The 20317-nt window shown below is 62.6% G+C and carries 18 protein-coding genes; 7 read left to right on the forward strand and 11 right to left on the reverse strand.

Annotated features, from left to right (window positions below; translation table 11 throughout):
• Window positions 1-18: 18 nt before the first annotated feature.
• The 6 genes from J3B00_RS22540 to J3B00_RS22565 all read left to right on the forward strand — a co-directional run bounded on the left by J3B00_RS22540 (window position 19) and on the right by J3B00_RS22565 (window position 5300).
• Window positions 19-1080: an ABC transporter substrate-binding protein gene (locus tag J3B00_RS22540; RefSeq protein ID WP_209872186.1), complete on the forward strand. Its 1062-nt coding sequence runs from the start codon at window positions 19-21 to the stop codon at window positions 1078-1080.
• A gap of 142 nt (window positions 1081-1222) precedes the next feature.
• Window positions 1223-2029, forward strand: a complete 807-nt coding sequence (locus J3B00_RS22545) for an alkaline phosphatase family protein (protein WP_209872189.1) — start codon at window positions 1223-1225, stop codon at window positions 2027-2029.
• Window positions 2026-2859: an ABC transporter permease subunit gene (locus J3B00_RS22550; RefSeq protein ID WP_209872193.1), complete on the forward strand. Its 834-nt coding sequence runs from the start codon at window positions 2026-2028 to the stop codon at window positions 2857-2859. Before J3B00_RS22545 ends, J3B00_RS22550 begins: the two co-directional genes overlap by 4 nt.
• Window positions 2849-3643: an ABC transporter permease gene (locus tag J3B00_RS22555; protein WP_209872196.1), complete on the forward strand. Its 795-nt coding sequence runs from the start codon at window positions 2849-2851 to the stop codon at window positions 3641-3643. The genes J3B00_RS22550 and J3B00_RS22555 overlap by 11 nt, the downstream gene beginning before the upstream one ends.
• Window position 3644: 1 nt before the next feature.
• A complete protein-coding gene (locus tag J3B00_RS22560) occupies window positions 3645-4634 on the forward strand; it encodes an ABC transporter ATP-binding protein (RefSeq protein ID WP_209872199.1) in 990 nt (329 codons plus the stop codon).
• Window positions 4635-4646: 12 nt separating this feature from the next.
• Complete coding sequence (locus J3B00_RS22565) at window positions 4647-5300, forward strand: HAD family hydrolase (RefSeq protein ID WP_209872201.1); 654 nt, start codon at window positions 4647-4649, stop codon at window positions 5298-5300.
• A 141-nt stretch (window positions 5301-5441) separates the two neighbouring features.
• Here the strand turns inward: J3B00_RS22565 and J3B00_RS22570 are convergent, their stop codons facing one another.
• On the reverse strand, window positions 5442-6404 hold the full coding sequence (locus tag J3B00_RS22570; protein ID WP_209872204.1) for an NAD(P)H-quinone oxidoreductase: 963 nt from the start codon (window positions 6402-6404) through the stop codon (window positions 5442-5444).
• A gap of 141 nt (window positions 6405-6545) precedes the next feature.
• On the opposite strand from J3B00_RS22570, the gene J3B00_RS22575 reads away from it, so the two are divergent.
• On the forward strand, window positions 6546-8627 hold the full coding sequence (locus J3B00_RS22575) for a carboxy terminal-processing peptidase (protein WP_209872207.1): 2082 nt from the start codon (window positions 6546-6548) through the stop codon (window positions 8625-8627).
• Between the two features lie 1612 nt (window positions 8628-10239).
• Here J3B00_RS22575 and J3B00_RS22580 read toward each other — a convergent pair.
• The 10 genes from J3B00_RS22580 to pcaQ all read right to left on the reverse strand — a co-directional run bounded on the left by J3B00_RS22580 (window position 10240) and on the right by pcaQ (window position 20281).
• Window positions 10240-11877, reverse strand: coding sequence for an ankyrin repeat domain-containing protein (locus tag J3B00_RS22580; RefSeq protein ID WP_209872210.1), 1638 nt, complete (start codon window positions 11875-11877; stop codon window positions 10240-10242).
• A gap of 26 nt (window positions 11878-11903) precedes the next feature.
• Window positions 11904-12227 carry a hypothetical protein gene (locus tag J3B00_RS22585; RefSeq protein WP_209872213.1) on the reverse strand — a complete coding sequence of 108 codons (324 nt, stop codon included), beginning with the start codon at window positions 12225-12227 and terminating at the stop codon, window positions 11904-11906.
• 47 nt (window positions 12228-12274) lie between these two features.
• Entirely contained in the window at window positions 12275-13105 is an 831-nt protein-coding gene (locus J3B00_RS22590; protein ID WP_209872216.1) for a hypothetical protein, read from the reverse strand.
• Window positions 13106-14719, reverse strand: coding sequence for a hypothetical protein (locus tag J3B00_RS22595; RefSeq protein ID WP_209872219.1), 1614 nt, complete (start codon window positions 14717-14719; stop codon window positions 13106-13108).
• A 15-nt stretch (window positions 14720-14734) separates the two neighbouring features.
• Window positions 14735-16252 carry an OmpA family protein gene (locus J3B00_RS22600; RefSeq protein WP_245362607.1) on the reverse strand — a complete coding sequence of 506 codons (1518 nt, stop codon included), beginning with the start codon at window positions 16250-16252 and terminating at the stop codon, window positions 14735-14737.
• 587 nt (window positions 16253-16839) lie between these two features.
• Complete coding sequence (locus J3B00_RS22605; protein WP_209872222.1) at window positions 16840-17208, reverse strand: hypothetical protein; 369 nt, start codon at window positions 17206-17208, stop codon at window positions 16840-16842.
• Entirely contained in the window at window positions 17205-17555 is a 351-nt protein-coding gene (locus J3B00_RS22610; protein WP_209872225.1) for a helix-turn-helix transcriptional regulator, read from the reverse strand. Before J3B00_RS22610 ends, J3B00_RS22605 begins: the two co-directional genes overlap by 4 nt.
• A 100-nt stretch (window positions 17556-17655) precedes the next feature.
• Complete coding sequence (locus tag J3B00_RS22615; protein WP_209872227.1) at window positions 17656-18096, reverse strand: DUF1232 domain-containing protein; 441 nt, start codon at window positions 18094-18096, stop codon at window positions 17656-17658.
• A 274-nt stretch (window positions 18097-18370) separates the two neighbouring features.
• A complete protein-coding gene (locus J3B00_RS22620) occupies window positions 18371-19111 on the reverse strand; it encodes an FKBP-type peptidyl-prolyl cis-trans isomerase (protein WP_209872230.1) in 741 nt (246 codons plus the stop codon).
• A 237-nt stretch (window positions 19112-19348) separates the two neighbouring features.
• Window positions 19349-20281 (reverse strand): pca operon transcription factor PcaQ, encoded by a 933-nt coding sequence (gene pcaQ / locus J3B00_RS22625; RefSeq protein WP_209872233.1) that lies wholly within the window; start codon window positions 20279-20281, stop codon window positions 19349-19351.
• Window positions 20282-20317 lie beyond the last annotated feature (36 nt).

The following is a 20317-nucleotide window of genomic DNA, read 5'->3' on the forward strand; positions in this document are numbered from 1 at the left end:
CCACCCAAGGAGCTTCGGATGAAAAAGTTTTTCATGGCGTCACTGTTGGGCTCGGCCATCGCTGTGTGCACCTCGGCCATGGCCGCTGACGATCTCAAGGCACTGGAAGACGCCGCGCGCAAGGAAGGCGCGGTCAACAGCGTGGGCATGCCCGATGCCTGGGCCAACTGGAAAGGCACCTGGGACGACCTGGCCAGCAAGTACGGCCTCAAGCACATGGACACCGACATGAGTTCGGCCCAGGAAATCGCCAAGTTCGACGCCGAGAAAGACAACGCCAGCGCCGACATCGGTGACGTCGGCGCCGCCTTCGGCCCGATTGCCGTGGCCAAGGGTGTCAGCCAGCCGTACAAGCCGAGCACCTGGGACCAGGTGCCAACGTGGGCCAAGGATGAGGACGGCCATTGGGCGCTGGCCTATACCGGCACCATCGCTTTCATCATCAACAAGGACCTGGTCAAGGAAGACCAACGACCGAAGACCTGGCACGACCTGGAAAAAGGCAAGTACAAAGTGGCCATCGGTGACGTCGGTACCGCCGCCCAAGCCGCCAATGGCGTGCTCGCCGCGGCCATTGCCTACAAGGGCGACGAGAGCAATATCGAGCCGGGCCTGCAGCTGTTCACCAAGCTGGCCCAGCAGAAGCGCCTGTCGCTGGCCAACCCGACCATCCAGACCCTGGAGAAGGGCGAAGTGGAAGTCGGCGTGGTGTGGGACTTCAACGGCCTGAGCTACCGCGACCAGATCGACCCCAAGCGCTTTGAAGTGCTGATCCCGGCGGACGGTTCGATCACCTCCGGCTATACCACCATCATCAACAAATACGCCAAGCACCCGAACGCGGCGAAGCTGGCGCGTGAGTACATCTTCAGCGATGCCGGGCAGATCAACCTGGCCAAGGGGCATGCCCGGCCGATCCGCGCCGAACACCTGAAACTGCCGGCGGATGTGCAGGCCAAGCTGCTGCCTAACGAGCAGTACGCGCCAGCCCAGCCGATCAAGAACGCCGAGGCCTGGGAGAAGACCTCCAAGGCACTGCCGCAGAAGTGGCAGGAGCAGGTGATCATCGAAATGGAGTAAGGCAAAGGCTCTTTGGCGCCTGAGCTGGCCCTTTCGCGGGTCAAGCCCGCTCCTACAGGGTCCGTGGTGATCCTGCAGGAGCGGGCTTGACCCGCGAAGAGGTCGACACAGCTGTGACTGACACACCTCCCGCGGAGCTAACATGCAACACAACGTCATCCTGGTCCTGCTCGACGGCCTCAACCACCAGGTCGCTCATCACGCCATGGGCCACCTGCATGCCTATGTCGAGGCCGACCGCGCCGCGCTGTATCGGGTGGAGTGCGAACTGCCATCGTTGTCGCGGCCGCTGTACGAATGCATCCTCACCGGGGTACCGCCCATCGACAGCGGTATCGTGCACAACAACGTCAACCGCCTGTCCAACCAGCGCAGCGTGTTCCACTACGCCCGCGAGGCCGGGCTGGGCACTGCCGCCGCGGCTTACCACTGGATGAGCGAGCTGTACAACCGCTCGCCCTTCGACCCGCTGCGCGATCGCCACACCCATGCGCCGAAACTACCCATCCAGCATGGGCTGTTCTACTACGCCGACCACTACCCCGACTCGCACCTGCTGGCCGATGCCGAATACCTGCGCCGCCGGCATGCACCGAACTTTCTTCTGGTGCACCCGATGAACATCGACGACGCCGGCCACCGCCACGGCCTGGATAGCAGCCAGTACCGCAACGCCGCGCGCAGCGCCGACATCCTCCTCGCCGACTACCTGCCGCGCTGGCTCGAAGAGGGTTACCAGGTGCTGGTCACCGCCGACCACGGCATGAACAACGATCGCTCGCACAACGGCCTGCTGGCCGAAGAGCGCGAGGTGCCGCTGTTCGTCTTCGGCGACGCGTTCAGCCTCGACCCTGCGGCCAAGCCGATGCAGACCGAGCTGTGCGGAACGATCTGTGAACTGCTCGGCGCTGCCCACGACAAGAGCGTGTGCCGGGAGCTGCTCAAGTGAGCCAGCGCGGCCGCCTGCTGGCCCTGCTCTGCCTGCTGCCGTTTGCGCTGTTTTTCATCATCTTCCAGATCGCCCCGCTGGGCTGGGTCGCGCTGCACAGCCTGCACGGCGAAAGCGGCTGGGGGCTGGAAAACTTCAGCAAGGTGTTCGCCTCGAAGTTCTACCTGCAGGCGCTGCAACGCAGCCTGGAAATCAGCTTCTGGTCGAGCCTGTTCGGCATCGTCATTGCCACCCTTGGCGCCTACTCGCTGCATCAGGTCGATTCGCGCCTGCGCGACTTCGTCGCCGCCTTCGCCAACATGACCAGCAACTTCTCCGGCGTGCCGCTGGCGTTCGCCTTCATCATCCTGCTCGGTTTCAACGGAGCACTGACCCTGCTGCTCAAGCAGGCCGGCCTGCTGGAAGACTTCAGCATCTACTCCAAGAGCGGCCTGATCCTGGTCTACACCTATTTCCAGATCCCCTTGGCCGTCCTCCTGCTGTACCCGGCATTCGATGCCCTGCGCGAAGACTGGCGCGAGTCGGCTGCACTGCTCGGTGCCAACCATTGGCAGTACTGGCGGCACATCGGCTTGCCGGTGCTGACCCCAGCGCTGCTCGGCACGTTCGTCATCCTCCTGGCCAACGCCCTCGGCGCCTACGCCACCGTCTATGCCCTGACCACCGGCAATTTCAACGTGTTGCCGATCCGTATCGCGGCGCTGGTGTCCGGCGACATCACCCTCGACCCGAACCTGGCCAGTGCGCTGGCCATGCTCCTGGTCGGGCTGATGACCCTGGTCACCGTGGTCCATCAATGGCTGTTGAAGAGGAGCTACCATGCGCGTTGAACCCGGCAAGGGCGGCCTGTATCACCGCGCGGTGGTCTACCTGCTGTTTTTGATCCTGCTGCTGCCACTGGCGGGCACCCTCCTCTATTCGATATCCACCAGTTGGTCGGCGAGCCTGCTGCCCAGCGGCCTGACCCTCAAGTGGTACGTGGCGCTGTGGAGCGAGCCGCGCTTTCTCGCCGCGTTTGGCCAGTCGCTGCTGGTCTGCGTGGGCGCGCTGGTGTTGTCGGTGGTGCTGATCCTGCCGCTGCTGTTTGTTGTGCACTACCACTTCCCGCGGCTCGATGCGCTGATGAACATCCTCATCCTGCTGCCGTTCGCGGTGCCGCCGGTGGTGTCTTCGGTGGGCCTGCTGCAGCTGTATGGCAGCGGGCCGATGGCGATGGTCGGCACGCCGTGGATCCTGATCGGCTGTTACTTCACCGTGGCCCTGCCGTTCATGTACCGGGCGATCACCAACAACCTCCAGGCGATCAACCTGCGCGACCTGATGGACGCGGCGCAACTGCTGGGCGCCAGCACCTGGCAGGCGGCGTTTTTGGTGGTCCTGCCGAACCTGCGCAAGGGCCTGATGGTGGCACTGCTGCTGTCGTTCTCGTTCCTGTTCGGCGAGTTCGTCTTCGCCAACCTGCTGGTCGGCACCCGCTACGAGACCCTGCAGGTGTACCTGAACAACATGCGCAACAGCAGCGGCCACTTCAACAGTGCACTGGTGATCGCCTACTTCGCCTTCGTGCTGGTGCTGACCTGGGTCGCCAACCGCCTGAACAAGGACAAAACCTGAGATGAGCTTCGTCAGCGTGCAGAAACTGCACAAGAGCTACGCCGGCAGCCCGGTGTTCCATGACATCGATTGCGAGATCGAGCGCGGCGAGTTCGTCACCCTGCTCGGCCCGTCTGGCTGCGGCAAGTCGACCCTGCTGCGCTGCATCGCCGGGCTGACCCCGGTGGACAGTGGGCAGATCCTGCTCGACGGTCACGACCTGGTGCCGCTCAGCCCGCAGAAACGCGGGATCGGCATGGTGTTCCAGAGCTATGCGCTGTTCCCCAACATGACCGTGCAACAAAACGTCGCGTTTGGCCTGCGCATGCAGAAGACCCAGGCCGAAGAGAGCCAGCGGCGAGTGCACGAAGTGCTTGAACTGGTCGAGCTGGGCAGCTTTGCCGAGCGCTACCCGCATCAGCTGTCCGGTGGCCAGTGCCAGCGGGTAGCGCTGGCCCGCTCACTGGTGACCCGGCCACGCCTGCTGCTGCTCGACGAGCCGCTGTCGGCACTGGATGCACGCATCCGCAAGCACCTGCGCGAGCAGATCCGTGCCATTCAGCGTGAGCTGGGCCTGACCACCATTTTTGTCACGCACGACCAGGAAGAAGCGCTGACCATGTCCGACCGCATCTTCCTGATGAACCAGGGCCGGATCGTCCAGAGTGGCGACGCCGAGACCCTCTATACCGCACCGGTCGACCTGTTTGCCGCCGGCTTTATCGGCAACTACAACCTGCTCGACGCCGACAGCGCCAGCCGCCTGCTGCAGCGGCCGGTGGCCAACCGCCTGGCGATTCGCCCGGAGTCGATCAGCCTCGGCCTGAACGGTGAACTGGACGGCCAGGTGCGCAGCCACAGCCTGTTGGGTAATGTCATCCGCTACCGGATCGAGGTGCGCGGGGTGGAACTGGTGGTGGATGTGCTCAATCGCTCATCTGCCGATCTGCATCCGGACGGACAACGGGTATCCTTGTCCATCGACCCCTCAGCGCTACGCGAAGTGGCTTAGGAGAAGTGCGCAATGGCTTTGGCAATTTTCGATCTGGACGAAACGTTGATTCACGGTGACTGTTCGTCGCTGTGGAGTGAGCAGATGGCACGGCTTGGCTGGGTCGACGGCAAGGAGTTCCTGCGCCGCGACCATGAGCTGATGGAAGCCTACGGCAGGGGCCACCTGCGCATGGAAGAGTACATGGCGTTCAGCCTGGAGCCGATCGCCGGGCGTACCCTGGAAGAGCTGGAGCATCTGGTTGAGCCGTGGGTCGAGGACGTGATCGAGCCGATCATCTATGGCGATGCCTGCCGTTGTATTGCCGAGCACCGCAAGCAGGGCGACCGGATCTTGATCATCTCTGCCTCCGGCACCCACCTGGTGGGGCCGATTGCCGCACGGTTGGGGGTGGATGAGTACCTGGCGATCGAGTTGGACGCGGTGAATGGGGTGTATACCGGCAAGACCCATGGCGTGCTGACCTACCGCGAAGGCAAGATCACCCGCTTGCTGGAGTGGCTGGATCAGGAGCAGGAGAATCTGGAAGGGGCGAGTTTCTATTCAGACTCGCGTAATGATTTGCCGCTGTTGTTGAAGGTGGATCATCCCAAGGTGGTGAATCCAGATGCGGTGCTGCGTGAGCATGCGCAGACCAATGGCTGGCCGATTTTGAGTTGGTCCTGAAATGTTTGGGGCTGCTGCGCAGCCCTTTCGCGACACAAGGCCGCTCCCACAAGGTAAGCGCCCATCTCTGGAACGGCGCAGTACCCGTAGGAGCGGCCTTGTGTCGCGAAAGGGCCGCAAAGCGGCCCCGACGATTTCGGATCAGACCAGGGTCTCGTCGATCACCAGCACCAGCTTGCCCGACACCTGATTGGTCTCAAGCTCGGCATACGCCGCCTCGGCAAACGCCACCGGATAGGTATCGACCAACTGCGCCTTGAGCCGCCCCTCGCCAAACAGCGGCCACACATGCTGCCCCAGCTCTTGCAGCAATTCAGCCTTGAACCCGTCATCACGGTTACGCAAGGTCGAGCCGGTGACCTGCAAGCGCTTGCCCAACACCAGGGCCAGGTCGAGTTCGACCTTGCGCCCGCCCATCAGGCCAATGATCACCCAGCGTCCGTCACGCGCCAGCAGCGTCAGGTTGAGCTGCGCATAACTGGCACCGACCGGATCGAGGATCACGTCGAACGGCCCCAGGCCTTCCAGGTCGTCAAGGTTCTGATTACGCACCACACCGCCTTCGGCACCCAGGCTCTGGCAGTAACTGAGGCGCTCAGGCGAGCCGACACTGACCCACACCGGGTTGCCGAAGGCCTTGCACAGCTGGATCGCCGCCGAACCAACGCCGCTGGCCCCGGCATGCACCAGGAGCTTCTCGCCGGCCTTGAGGCCACCGAGCTGGAAGATGTTCAGCCAGGCCGTGGCGTACACCTCAGGGATCGCCGCCGCCTCGTGCAGGCTCAGCCCCTCGGGGACCGGCAGCACATGCCGGGCATCCACCACCACTTCTTCAGCCATGCCGCCGCCGGCCAGCAGCGCACACACCCGGTCCCCCACGCGCCAGTCGGCGCCTGGGCCGACCTCGGCGATCACCCCGGCGCATTCCAGGCCCAGGTAAGGGCTGGCGCCGGGCGGTGGCGGGTACAGCCCCGCACGCTGGAGCAGGTCGGCGCGGTTGAGTCCCGCGGCGGCCACGCGAATACGTACCTGGCCGGCGTCACAGGTCGGACGCTCGGCCTCGACCCACTCCACATGTCCTTCAACGCCTTGCAATGCCTTCACAGTGCCTCCATAGTTGAGTCATGACTGAGCCCGGGATCGCCATGTCCCGGGCTTTTTGCAGTATTTTCCCGGCTCCACGGAACCGGCGAACGGAATAGACGGCCTACTATGCGTGATCAATTGCCTTTACGTCGAATCAGCATGAAGCATTTCCTGCCCAGCACCGCCCTCGCCCTGCTCATCGGCGTTGGCAGTCTGACCCTGGCCGGCAATGCGGCGGCCGCCAACAAGTGGGAGAGCCTGCAGCCAGACCGTGACGAGGTGGTTGCCAGCCTCAACGTGGTCGAGTTGCTCAAGCGCCACCACTACAGCAAGCCGCCGCTGAATGATGCGCGCTCGGTGATCATCTACGACAGCTACCTGAAGCTGCTCGACCCCTCGCGCAGTTACTTCATCGCCTCCGACATCGCCGAGTTCGACAAGTGGAAGACCCAGTTCGACGACTTCCTCAAGAGCGGCAACCTCGATCCTGGCTTCACTATCTACAAGCGCTACCTGAACCGGGTCAAATCGCGTCTGGACTTTGCCCTGGCCGAGCTCGACAAGGGCGTCGACAAGATCGACTTCACGGCCAACGAAACCTTGCTGGTCGACCGCAAGGACGCGCCATGGCTGAAGAACCAGGCCGAGCTCGACGACCTGTGGCGCAAACGCGTCAAGGATGAGGTGCTGCGCCAGAAGATCGCCGGCAAGGATCCCAAGCAGATCCAGGAAACCCTGACCAAGCGCTACAAGAACCAGCTGGCGCGCCTGAACCAGACCCGTGCCGAAGACATCTTCCAGGCCTACATCAATACCTTCGCCCAGTCTTACGATCCGCACACCAACTACCTGTCGCCGGACAACGCGGAAAACTTCGACATCAACATGAGCCTGTCGCTCGAAGGCATCGGTGCGGTGCTGCAGAGTGACAACGACCAGGTCAAGATCGTCCGCCTGGTGCCGGCTGGCCCTGCGGCCAAGACCAAGCAGGTCGCCCCGGCCGACAAGATCATCGGTGTTGCCCAGGGCAGCAAGGAAATGGTCGACGTGGTCGGCTGGCGCCTGGATGAAGTGGTCAAGCTGATCCGCGGGCCAAAAGGCTCGGTGGTGCGCCTGGAGGTCATCCCGGCGAGCAATGCGCCGAACGACCAGACCAGCAAGATCGTCTCGATCACCCGCGAAGCGGTCAAGCTTGAAGAGCAGGCGGCGAAGAAGTCGGTGCTCAAGCTCAAGCAGGACGGCCGTGACTACAAGCTGGGGATCATCGAGATCCCGGCCTTCTACCTTGACTTCAAGGCTTATCGGGCCGGCGATCCGGAGTACAAGAGCACCACCCGCGACGTGAAGAAGCTGCTCACCGAGCTGCAGAAAGAGAAGGTCGATGGCGTGGTCATCGACCTGCGCAACAACGGTGGTGGCTCGCTGCAGGAAGCCACCGAGCTGACCAGCCTGTTCATCGACAAGGGCCCGACGGTACTGGTGCGTAATGCCGACGGTCGGGTTGACGTGCTTGAAGACGAAAACGTCGGCGCCTTCTACAAAGGCCCGCTGGCGCTGCTGGTCAACCGCCTTTCGGCGTCCGCTTCGGAGATCTTCGCCGGTGCCATGCAGGACTACCACCGCGCGCTGATCATCGGTGGCCAGACCTTCGGCAAGGGCACCGTGCAGACCATCCAGCCGCTCAACCATGGTGAGCTGAAGCTGACCCTGGCCAAGTTCTACCGGGTTTCCGGGCAGAGCACCCAGCACCAGGGCGTGTTGCCGGACATCGACTACCCGTCGATCATCGACACCAAGGAAATTGGCGAGAGCGCGTTGCCTGAGGCCATGCCGTGGGACACCATTCGCCCGGTGATCAAGCCGGCGGCCGATCCGTTCAAGCCGTTCCTGACTGAGCTCAAGGCCCGCCATGATGCGCGCAGCGCCAAGGACGCGGAGTTTGCCTATATCCGTGACCGTCTGGCCCTGACCCAGAAGCTGATGAACGAGAAGACTGTCAGCCTCAATGAGCAGGAGCGCCGTGCCCGCCACGACGAGATCGAGGCCAAGCAGTTGGCGCTGGAGAACGTGCGGCGCAAGGCCAAGGGCGAGGAGCCGCTCAAGGAGCTGAAGAAAGAGGATGAGGATGCGTTGCCGGTCGAGGATGAGGACACCAAGCCGGAAGATGATGCCTATCTGTCCGAGACTGGGCGTATCTTGCTCGACTACCTGAGCCTGGATTCGCGGGTAGCGAAGCACTGATAGCCTGGGTATGAAAAAGGGCTGACCGCGTAAGCGTTCAGCCCTTTTTTTTGGGGTTATTCATGGATTGTTGGGGGAGTTGATTTGCTGGCTGGCTGGCTGGCTTAGGAATTGTGGGCTTATCCATTTGATGGGGTGGCGCCACTGGCCCCTTCCGCCCTTACGGCGGGTCACTTTTTTTCTTGGAAAAAAGTAACCAAAAACCGCCTGCTCCTGCATCCGGCCCTGCGCTGCGCTGCGGGTTCCCTCGCTCCGGTCTTGCTCCGGGAGGACCGCGCTGTACGGCCCATCCTGGGCCTCAGCGCTTTCCGGCCATCCATGGCCTCCACCTCCCTACGCAAGACCTCCACTCGGCCTCCTGACGTCGCGAAGTTACGGGTGGCGTCTGGGCTGGCGTTGTCTTCGATAGTGGCAGGTGTGGTGAATATTCGGGCCTCTTCGCGGGGCAAGCCCGCTCCTACAGGATTTGCGCCGAATTCAAAATTTGCGCAATCCCTGTAGGAGCGGGCTTGCCCCGCGAAGAGGCCGGTACAGCTAATGCAAATCGCAGGGCGCAGCCCTGCCCAGCCACCCCACAAATCCGCTCGTAAACAAACAAAGCGAGAGCGCAGCGATTCGCCTGCCGTTGCCCTGGCCGTGGCTGTTGATCTTGATCTGGCTGCCATGGATGGCCGGAAAACGCTGAGGCCAGAGCAAGACCGAAGCGAGGGAACCTGAAGTCGCGAAGTTACGGGTGGCGTCTGGGCTGGCGTTGTTTACGATAGTGGCAGGTGGGGTGGACATTCGGGCCTCTTCGCGGGGCAAGCCCGCTCCTACAGGATTTGCGCCGAATTCAAAATTTGCGCAATCCCTGTAGGAGCGGGCTTGTCCCGCGAAGAGGCCGGTACAGCCAATGCAAATCGCAGGGCGCAGCCCTGCCAGCCACCCCACAAATCCGCTCGTAAATAAACAAAAGCGAGAGCGCAGCGATTCGCCAGCCGTTGCCCTGGCTGTTGATCTTGATCTTGATCTACAGCGACTTCAGGAGGCCGAGCGCAGGTCTTGCGCAGGGAGGTGGAGGCCATGGATGGCCGGAAAGCGCTGAGGCCCAGGATGGGCCGTACAGCGCGGTCCTCCCGGAGCAAGACCGGAGCGAGGGAACCCCGCAGCGCAGCGTAGGGGCCGGATGCAGGAGCAAGCGGTTTTTGGTTACTTTTTTCCAAGAAAAAAAGTGACCCGCCGTAAGGGCGGAAGGGGCCAGAAAAGTCACTACATCAAACGGATAAGCCCACAACCTACAAAACCAAAACCAAAACCAAAACCAAGGCCCGAGCCCCACCACCCCGTGAAGAACCTTTTGGTGGTTGCAAGCGCGATGCATACCCCTGTGGAAGCGGGCTTGAGCTGAGCCAACACTGTTCGCTTGAGAATGCCGGGGCTGCTGCGCAGCCCATCGCGACACAAGGCCGCTCCCACAATGTCCGCGCTTGCCCTGTAAATACCGGCATACACGATTCATGTGGGAGCGGCCTTGCCGGAGCGCCGGACCAGTTGGAAAGGGCTGCAAAGCAGCCCCAGAGCGTACGATCCAAAACACAACCAAGAGCTAGGTCACGGACCGACCCTACCGCACTCAGCCAGCCGTCGGTGTCAGCCGATCAGCCGCCATGGCGCTCTGCGCATCACCGTTCTCGATCATGACCTGCTTCAAGCCCTTCTCGAACCCCGGGAACGGCGCATCGAAGCGGAACTTCGAGTGGGCCATCAGCCGTCCAGCCTGCTCAACCAACGCCGGGCTCCAGCTCACCTGATAGCCCATGCTGCTGATCTGCTCAAGCTCACTGTTGCGCAGGAACAACGCCTGCATCGGCGTGATACCCGCCGAATCTGCCGCATCGAGGTCAGCCCCTGCCGCTACCAGACCATCGATGAACTGCGGGTTCTTCTTCATGCAGTAGTGCAGGGCCGTCTTGCCCTCGTAGTCCTTGGCGTTGACATCCTGGTTCGCCACCAGCGCGAGCAACTGCTCATCGGCACTGCCGTTTGCCCGGAAGCTCATGTACTTGCCCGAGCGGCACAGCAGGTGCAACGGGGTGCTGCCGTACAGGTCGGCGTGCTTGGCAGAAGGCTCAGCCGCCAGCTTCAGCACATGCTCGGTAGAGCAGCCAATCTCGTTGGTCAGGCAGCGCTGCAAGCGGTTCTGGCCGTTCAAGGCCAGCTTGGAGGCGTCTGCGCCCAGCTTGATCAACAGCTCATAGGCGTTGTCTGCCGCATAGTGGATCGGCGCATTACCCTGGTTATCAAGCGTGGCATTGAGGTCGACCTTGCTGTTCACCAGCAGGTACTCCAGGCCCTCGACGTCAGTCACCTGGTTGCCAAGACGGCCATCCTGTCCCTTGATCTGCTTGATCAGGGTCCAGTTATCGCTCGGTGCCTGACGGTCGTATACATGTACCTTGCCGAAGGTAAAGCTGGTCAGACGCACTTCGTCACCGTTGGCATAGACCTGGGCTTCCTTCACGGTTTGCTCAGGCCACGGCGCCGGGAAGTAGCGCGCCTGGTCACCGTCGCGCTTGCCTGCAGCGTAGGTGTTCATCTGCACCAGACGCGAGGTGCCGTCGTTGAACTGCGCGTATTCTTCCTGGCGGCCATCCAGCTCACCGGCCTTGTAGTGGCTACGCTGGCCGATCTGTCCAGAGGCGAAATACACCTCGCTCAGACCGTCACGCTTGCCGCTACCGTCCTCGGCATAATGCTCGACGCCACGCAGCACCTGCTTGCCGTCGACCACTTGCCAGGCTTTCTGCTCACCGGTGGTACGCCGGTGGTTGGGGGTGCCAGGTGCGTCGACCTTGACCGTCTGGCGCAGGCTGAAGCCGGAGGCACAGTCGTACTGGGTTTCGGTGCTCTGGCCGCCCTTCACTACCACGGTGACAGACGGCTTGCCCTTGGCCTCGTCCTGCTTGCAGAAGATCGTAGAGGTACCGGTGAACTGGCCTGCGCTCAGGTTCAGATCCTCGGTGACGTTACCTTGCTTGTCCCGCGCGATCCAGTTGCCGTCTACACGGCCGTCATCGACACTGAACTCCAGCGTCTTGACCCCGTCTTCGGTGCGGGTAACCGCGCCGCTGGCCGGTTTGCCACTGTCACGCTCAACATACTGGCTGCTGGGGGTGAAGCTGCCGCTGTTGGTTTTCAGGTCGTCGGCGTCATAGCCGCCGCAACCGGTTAGGGCCAGGGCAATAGCGCCGGGGAGCAATAGCTTGTGCATGGGCTTCTCGCTAACAGTGATGAAGGTCATTTGATACGGACCAGCGTGACATTGAGCAGGCTGCCTTCGCCGGCCATTTCCAAGCGGTTGCCGTTGTCCAGCACGCGCGCATGGATGATCGCGCTACCATCGGCCGCACGCGCAGTCACCATGCCGTCTGCCTGCTCCCATTCGTCCACCTCGAACTTGTCACCGTCCATGACGATGCTGTCCGACTTGAGGATCGCCTGGCCTGCGTCGATGCGCATGCCCATGACGCTGCTTTGCACCTTGAAGGTGCCTTCAATGGCGTCATTGCCACAGCCGGTCAGGGCTGCGGCACACAGTACAGCGAGAATCCGAAGTTTCATGCGAGCACTTCCTTGCGTCAGAGCGGATCGGTTGTGAATAAGCGCAGTCATTGCAGGTCGATGTTCAGGCTGGGGGTACCGAAGCCTGCCAGGCTGGCGTTGGAACCCTCGAAATAACCCTTCCAGAAGCCCTGCAACTGCTCCATGGTCTTGCCCGAGCGATACGCCTGTTTGACATCCTGGGTCACCAGACCGGCGCCCGCGACGTACACCCGCGCGCCCTGCAAGTCAGCGAACAGGCCCTTGTCATTGACCCGTTTGAGCTCAGCCTTGGGCTCCAGGTCGCGGATCCGGTTATTGGCGTAGAAACTGCCAAAGTCACTGTTCTCGAGCATGTCCGACAGCAGCAGCACCACACGTTGATCAGCCGGACGCTGGGCCAGGTCAGCACCGATATCGCGCAGCGAGTGGAAGATCTCGCTGCGCGGAATGTCTTCTCTGGCCTCACGCAGGGTCTGCACGAACACCGCGCCGAACTTCTTGCGCAAGAACCCTTGCTGCTCGGCCAGGCACTTGTCGAGGGTGCGCAGCGATTGCATACCGACATCGTCACGCACCTTGGCCGGCAGTGGCGTGTTCAACTCACCGGCAAAGCGCAGTTGCATGTACTGCCCAGGCAGAAACGCCGAGAAGCTGTACAGGCGGACTTTGTCACCCGGGCCGACGAAGCGGTTGATCTGCCCCCAGGCGGCCTTCTGGATGCTCTCTGGCATGGGCACGGTCTGGTCGATGATCACTGTAAGTTCGCGACCGCTGCCAGCCTGGCGGAACTGATCAGTCTTGGCGTAGCTGTAGCAGTCGGGAATATCGTTGCGCTCACCAGCCTGCACCAGGGCAGGCAGGCACAGCAGCAGGGCAAACAGCGTTTTGACTTTCATTCAGACGCCTTCGAAGTCTTTGAGCAGCTGCTGTTCGGCACGCAGGGCCAGCACAGCGGCCACGTCGTAGCCTTTGGCCTGGCAGATGGTGCGCAGTTGGTCTTCGCTGTAAGCGGTCAGGTCCTTGCTACGCAGGGCGTCCAGGGCTGTGCTGGCAGCGACCGGCGCAGGTTCTGCCGGAGCCGGAGTCTGAACTGGTGCAGGCGCAGCAACGCTCACTGGCGCTGGCGCCGGGGCTGGCGCGACAGGCGCAGCAACCACTGGTGCCGGCGCTGGCTGGGCAACCACGGCCGCGGCGGCAGGCGCCAGCTCGGCTTCCTGCGTGCGGTGAGTGACGTTCTCTTCCTGCATGCGCCGCACGTAGGCATTGAAGTCACGCCCTTGCGCACCGTTGATGGCGATCGCGACTTCAGGATCAGTGGTCGGCCGGCGCGACAGCTTCATCTGCAGCATGCGCAGCTTGTGGTCGGCATGCGCGCTGATCTTGACCCGCTGATTTTCCATCCAGCGCTCAAGCTCGGCAGCGGTATTGAAGGCGTGGGTGTACTCCCAGGCCTTCTTCGACTCGACCCCGGCAAAGCCGAAGATCGATGCCAGCCAGACGCTGACCGCCTGGATCGCGATGTAGATCACCGACAGCACGACAAAGGTGATCAGCGAGGCGCTACGGATCGCATCCATCTTGTCGGTCAGCGTGCTGTCGCTGGCCTGCTGGTTGACCTCGCTGGACTCCTGCGGCAGTTCGAACGGGCTGTCGCTGCTTTCATAGCTCTGCTGGGCGAACACATCCGGGTTGCCGACCATTTCGGTCTCGATGCTCTTGAGCTGGTAGGCGCGAATGCCGAATGCGGCACAGGCCATGATCACCACGACCAGGGCGCAACCAATGATCCAGCCGCGCTTGGGCGTGACGGTATGGTTGGTGTTCATGCGCGCCAGGATACGGTTGTAGTCCTTGCCGTTGGCATCCTTGTCGGTGTCCTTGATGCGGATCCCCGGCTGCTGCTTGAGGGCGAAGTTGCCGCGCTCGGGATCGCTTTCCCACCAATGCCGGGCCTTGCTCACCAGGGCATTGTGGTGGATGGCGCGACCGGCCGCTTCGGCGAAGCCTGCGGAGATGATCGACAGCAGGAACGCCGCCATCCAGCCCAGGTAGGTCTGGTCGTTGCTCGACAGGTTCTGGTTGATGAACGGCACCAGCACGTAGGCGAAACCGACCGCTTCGAACAGGATCAAGAGGAAGATCAGCACCAACACCCAGATCGGCCGTTCGCGACGATCACTCTCGCCGATGGCATCCAGGTAGGCTTCGCACTTGTTGTAGTAGTCGGAATTTTTCTCACCGACATCCTGGTAGTAGTCGTAGTAGTCGTTGCACAACGTGGTTTCGCTGAGCAGCCACTTCTTCTGGTCGGCACTGGTGCTGCGTTTGGCCAGACGGGCCACGGTACCGATCAGCGGGAAGCCGTGCCAGATGCGCATGGCGAAGTAGCCGACCTTGTCCCAGTAGACCTTGATCAGGATGATCGCCAGCAAGGTGGAGACCACCGCGCCGGTAATCAGCTTGTTGGCCATTGCCAACGCCGTCAAAGCGTTAAAGCTGAACTCTTCCATTTTTGATCCTTGGTATCAGGTGCGCTCCGGAATGAACCGGGCCGTGTAGATTTCGCCATTGCGAAGTGGGTAGAACAGCGCACCATCGGTGGCCTTGGCACTGCCTTTGCTAAACACCACGTCCATGCAGGACACCGGCGCCTGCGGGTCTTTGAGGAATACCCGGTACAGCACGCGGTCCTCGCCTTCGTAGGTGTTGGCAACGGCATCGGCCTTGACCAGCGCCTTGCGATTGCCGGTGGCATAGTCGTTGACGACCTGGATGAACGGCTGGCGGCCGACCGCGGCATCGCTGCGCAGGATCGACACCGGCGAGATCGTCACCAGGTGGCCGTTGACGGTTTGCGCCCATACCCGGTTGTTGTAGCCGGGCAGGTAATCGGTGGTCTGGTGGGTTTCAAGCTTCTGCCCGCTGGCCAGGTTGAACACCTTGCCGCTCTCGCGCGGCTTGTCACCCTCGCAGCTGCTTACCGGGATATCGGCGGCGTTGGCCGACGAAATCAGGGCGAAACCGCTGGATTTGGGTGCGATCGACTGGCCCAGGGTCCAGTTGCTGGCGAGCAGCGCCTGGCCACCGAAGTCGAGCACCTTGCCGCTATGGCGTGCTGGCGCAGGGGCGCCGACGACTGGCGGCGTACTGGCAGGGACGCTGCTCGCCGGGGTGGTCTTGCCCGGCTTGGCAGCAGGCTGTTGGGCCAGCTTGGGTTTGGAGTTGGACTTGGACTTGGCGGTAGGCACGGCCTGGGTGGAGGTGCCGTGGGCCAGGTAGCGCGGGTTGTTCTGTTCGGCGCTGATGCGCTTGAGCAGGGTGGCCGTGTCGTTGACTTCGACGATCTCGACCCGGCGGTTCTGGCCGCGCAGCAGTGGGTCGGCGTTGTCCGCCACAGGGCGTGATGCACCGGCGCCCTGGAAGTACATGCGCTGGGGTGCGATGCCCTGCTCGGCAAGGATGCTTGCCACTGCCCGCGCGCGACGCTCGGACAGGGCCTGGTTGCCACTGGCGCTGCCGGTTGCATCGGTGTGACCGACCACCAGGATGGAGGTCTTGCTCTCGCCGGCGAACACGCTGGCGAGCTTGCGCACCTGGCGCTGGCCTTCGCTGCTGAGCTGGGCGCTGCCGACGGCGAACATGCCCTGATCCTCGACCTGGGCGACGATGCCGGCTTCTTCAGGCGCTGCATTGGGCTTGCTGCTGGCCTGCAGGGTTTCGACCTGCAGCTTGAGGTTTTCTTCCTTGGCCAGGCGCTCCAGGCGATCAAGGCGATCCTTGTACACCAGGGCTGCGCCGCAACCGGCGGTAGCGCCGAGCAGTGCCCCGCCGATGACGGCGCCGTCACCTTTCTTGGTGGCCGCGCCCGCCGCTGCCCCCGCTAGTGCACCGATAAAGCCGCCGGCCAAGCAGTTGGTAGTTTTGCTGTGGCTTCGCGAGAAGTCGTCAACCGTGGCGCAACTGCTCACAGTGAGGGAAATGGCAACCGCCAAAGCGGTATTGCGCCACAACGGCAAGCGGTGGGATTGCGTTGAAAGGGGCAAACCAGACTCCTGAGTGGACCTGTCACTCAGGGCAGTCTCCGCCCTAGTGGCGGGATGACGTTCTTCCCTGAACGAAAAGTGTTAAAAAATGATGCGAATTTCAGCACGGTAATGATAGCAATACAACATTATTTGTAGGCTATTCGGATTACCGTTTGTGCAGAGGCGCTGAACCTATCGCGACACAGCGCCCACACCCGCGCCAGCACCGCTGTCGAGGGATGCACAGTCTTCATTGTGGCCAACTGTCTTGACCAAGCCTCAAGCTGGCGCGGCCTTTGTGGGAGCGGCCTCTGTGGGAGCGGCCTTGTGTCGCGAAATGAGGGCGAAGCCCTCACCAACTGACTCACAACCACACCCAATTCCAATGCGGGTAATCGCCGGTTTTCCTTACCAGGCCTGCAGGTTTTCTTTGGCGCAATGGGTGGGTGAACCCGAGGTGAACTGGCCGGATTGCAGTGAGCGAACGGATCGTATCGGAAGGTGATGCCGGTGAGGGCTGCGCCCTCATTTCGCGACACAAGGCCGCTCCCACAGAGGGCGCGCGCAGCGCCCTCGGCTACTGGCCTCACGACGAAGCCAGGTACTCAGGCCTCTTCGGGATAGCGGTACTCGAACACGCGCGCCACTTCAGAGGCATGCCAGGAGGCCGCCTCCATACCGTCGACCGGCCCGGAAAAACGCCCGAGGCGCTCCACGCATTCGAAAAACCCGGTGCGCGGCAGGCGGCTTGCGCCTTGGCTGATGACCAGCGAGCTGCGCAGCGGCTGCTCAGCCCGCGCATCGATCACCGCCAGGTGTTCCAGGGCAGCGGTAAGGGTCTGCATGGCCGGGATCGGCAATTGCAACCGTTCGAGCAGTGCACGGTAGGTGAGCAGATGACGTTGACGTCGGGCCAGATCAAGCTCGTCCAGCAGGCCTTGCCATTGCTGACGGCTGATCCTCACCTGGCTCATGACGACTGGCTCCAGCCGGCAATCCCCAGGTGCCAGGCCAGGCTGCGCAGAATCGGATCACCCGGTTCGCGCTCGCCGGTTTCGATCATGGCCAGATACGCCGGGCTGATGCCGACGCTACGGGCCAAGGCCTCTGGCTCCAGGCCCTTGGCCTCACGCAACTGCGCCAGCTCGCTCAACGCAGGCAGGCTGACAGCTGGCGCGGGCGTGTCGGCTTCGGCCGGCTGCACCTTGGCGCTAACGCCGGCAGGTGGCTGGCCCGCTGCCGCGAGCAGTGCCTGATATTGCTCCCAGGGGACAACGGCGTATTCGGGCTGACCGTCCCGGCTGATGACCTGAATTCCCATTACTACCCCCTCACGTAGGATTACGGCATGTAATCCGTAGGCATAATCCTTATTCCAATTATATGACCAAGCGCGGGAGTCTGTGCAGATCACGTTCACTTCATGGCGTGCGGCGCTCCAGGCGCAGGGCTTCGGGGGTGTCCGGCAGGCGCTCGACCACGCGCAGGCGCTCCGGCGCCTGACTGTCACGCCAGGCCTTGAAGCGGCCCAGTTCATCAGCCACGGTCTTCAACACCCAGCCCAGCACGGCGATGTCATCGAGAAAACCGACCCCCAACAACCAGTCGGGAATGGCGTCCAGCGGGCTGACGAAATACAGCAAACCGGCGACCACGGTCACCAGCGCCTTGGGGCTGATGGCGCGGTATTCGCCACGCCACCAGGCCAGGCACAGCGCCTGCATCAGGCGCACGTCCTCACGCAGTTGGCCAAGCTTGGGGCCCTTGCGCGCCACGGCAAACAGCAAGGCCGGCAGGCGGCCACGGCTGAGCAGGCGCTCGGCCAAGGGCAGGAAGCGGGCAAAGTTCCAGGGTGCGCTCATGGGGCCTCCAGATCGGCGGAGGTTATCCACATTTATTGTGGATAACCTTGTGAACAGGGCACAGTTTCCGTCGCGGGGTGCCCACTGGGCAAGGGTCCCGCTCAGATCGGGCGTTTTTTACACAGTCGTTACGTTTGCGCAAACGTTTTGCGACGCCGCTGACTGCAGTACGCTCGGTCCTGTTCGGACAGTCTGCGGCCGACGAGGTTCGTCCCGCCTGACCGCCAAAACGACAGCGCCCCGTCGAGACGGGGCGCTGGGTACAGCCTTGGCCTTACTGGGCCGGTGCTTCGACTTGCGGCGCTTCGCCTTCAGCCTTGCTCGGGTCCTTGATGGCCAGCAGTTCGAGATCGAACACCAGGACAGAGTTGGCCGGGATCAGCGGGCTCGGGCTCTGGGCGCCGTAGGCCAGCTCAGCCGGGATGTACAGTTTGTACTTCTCGCCGACGTGCATCAGTTGCAAGCCTTCGACCCAACCTGGGATCACGCCGCTGACTGGCAGGTCGATCGGGCTGCCGCGCTCGACCGAGCTGTCGAAGACCTTGCCATCGATCAGCTTGCCTTCGTAGTGAACAGTCACCACGTCGCTGGCTTTCGGTTGTGGGCCATCGGCCTTCTTCACGACTTCGTACTGCAGGCCGGAAGCGGTGGTGACCACGCCCTGTTTCTTGGCGTTTTCTTCAAGGAACTTCTTGCCAGCGGAAGCGGCTTCTTCGCTGGCCTTGGTCAGGCGCTCTTCGGCACGCTTCTGCAGTGCGGTGAAGGCTTCGACCAGCTCTTCGTCCTTGATGCGTTGTTCTTTCTTGGTGACGGCGTCTTCGATGCCCAGAGCCACTGCTTTGGAATCAAGGTCTTCCATGCCTTCCTGAGCCAGGCTCTTGCCCATGTTCAGGCCGATACCGTAGGAGGCTTTCTGTGCCGGGGTCTTCAGCTCGACGTTGCTGGTCTGGGCGTCGCAGCCCGCCAGAACCAGGCTTACCAGGGCAACCGCAGCCGCCAAACGATGTTGTTTCATGCTAATTCCTTGTTCATGCGCCATGAGGGCAATCAGGGTAAAGCCGCGAGCTTATCAGGCGGCCATTACCAATGGCTACCGGCATAAGAGCGGGTTACCGACGGGAAGTTCAGTGGGTGAAAGCTTCTTCATTCGGCATTTACAGCCATTGGCCAGTATTGACCTGATATGCCGGGTTTGCCGGGTTTTTGTCGCTAATTATTGCCGCTCCCAGGATGTCCATCACCGGGTGGCGCGTCAGGGATAAACCCCATCCCGGTATTGCCCCGCCACCTCGCGCAATACCTCGCACATCCACTGCGCCGGCAGGCTTTGCGGCAAGGCCGCGTTGCGACAGATCCCGACCGACCCGCCCGGCTCGCGCACGCCCAGATCCAGTTCGACCAGTTCGCCGCGGCCGAGGTCGATCAGCACCGCATCGCGCGGTGCCACCCAGACTGCATCGCTGCCCAGCAAATAGCGCCGGCTCAAGGCCAGCGACAGCGTCTCCAGGCGTTGCCCGGACATGTGGATCCCGCACTGCACGAACAGGCTGTCGGCATGCTGGCGAATGGTCGTGCCGGGGGGCGGCAGCACCAGCGGGTAGTCGCCCACCCGCCCCCGCTCGACCGGTTGGCGGGCCAGCAGTGGATGCCCCGGGCGGACCACCAGGCTCATCGACTCGCTGTACAGGTGTTCGAACGACAAACCCTGGATCTGCGGGCTGTCGGTCATCCGCCCGACCACCATTTCCAGCTCGCCCAGGTGCAACTGGCCGAGCAACTGCGCGCTGACCCCGGTGACCACGCTGATCACCAGCGCCTGGTGACGCTGGTGCAAGCGACAGAGCACCTCGGGCATCAGCAAGCCCTCGACCGTCGACAGCACGCCAATGCGCACCTGCGACGGCGCGCGGGCTTCGCCACGCAAGGTGCTCACGCCATCGCGCAGGGCCTGCACGCTGGGCCCGGCGTAGCGCATGAAGCGGGTGCCGGCCGGGGTCAGTTCGACGCCCAGCCGGGTGCGCTCGAACAGCCGCGTTTCGAGCAGCTCTTCAAGCTCCTTGAGCGTCTTGGAGATGGCCGGCTGGCTGATCGCCAAGACATCGGCGGCCCGGGCCAGACTGCCCTGACGGGCAATCTCCAGAAAGCACAGCAGGTGGCGATACTTGATGCGGGTGTCGAGATTCATGCGTCCAGGAGCAGGATTTGCCTGCGTTCAGCGTCG

Origin of the sequence: Pseudomonas sp. BP8, assembly GCF_017875955.1 — a bacterium.
In the GTDB taxonomy this organism is placed as follows: domain Bacteria; phylum Pseudomonadota; class Gammaproteobacteria; order Pseudomonadales; family Pseudomonadaceae; genus Aquipseudomonas.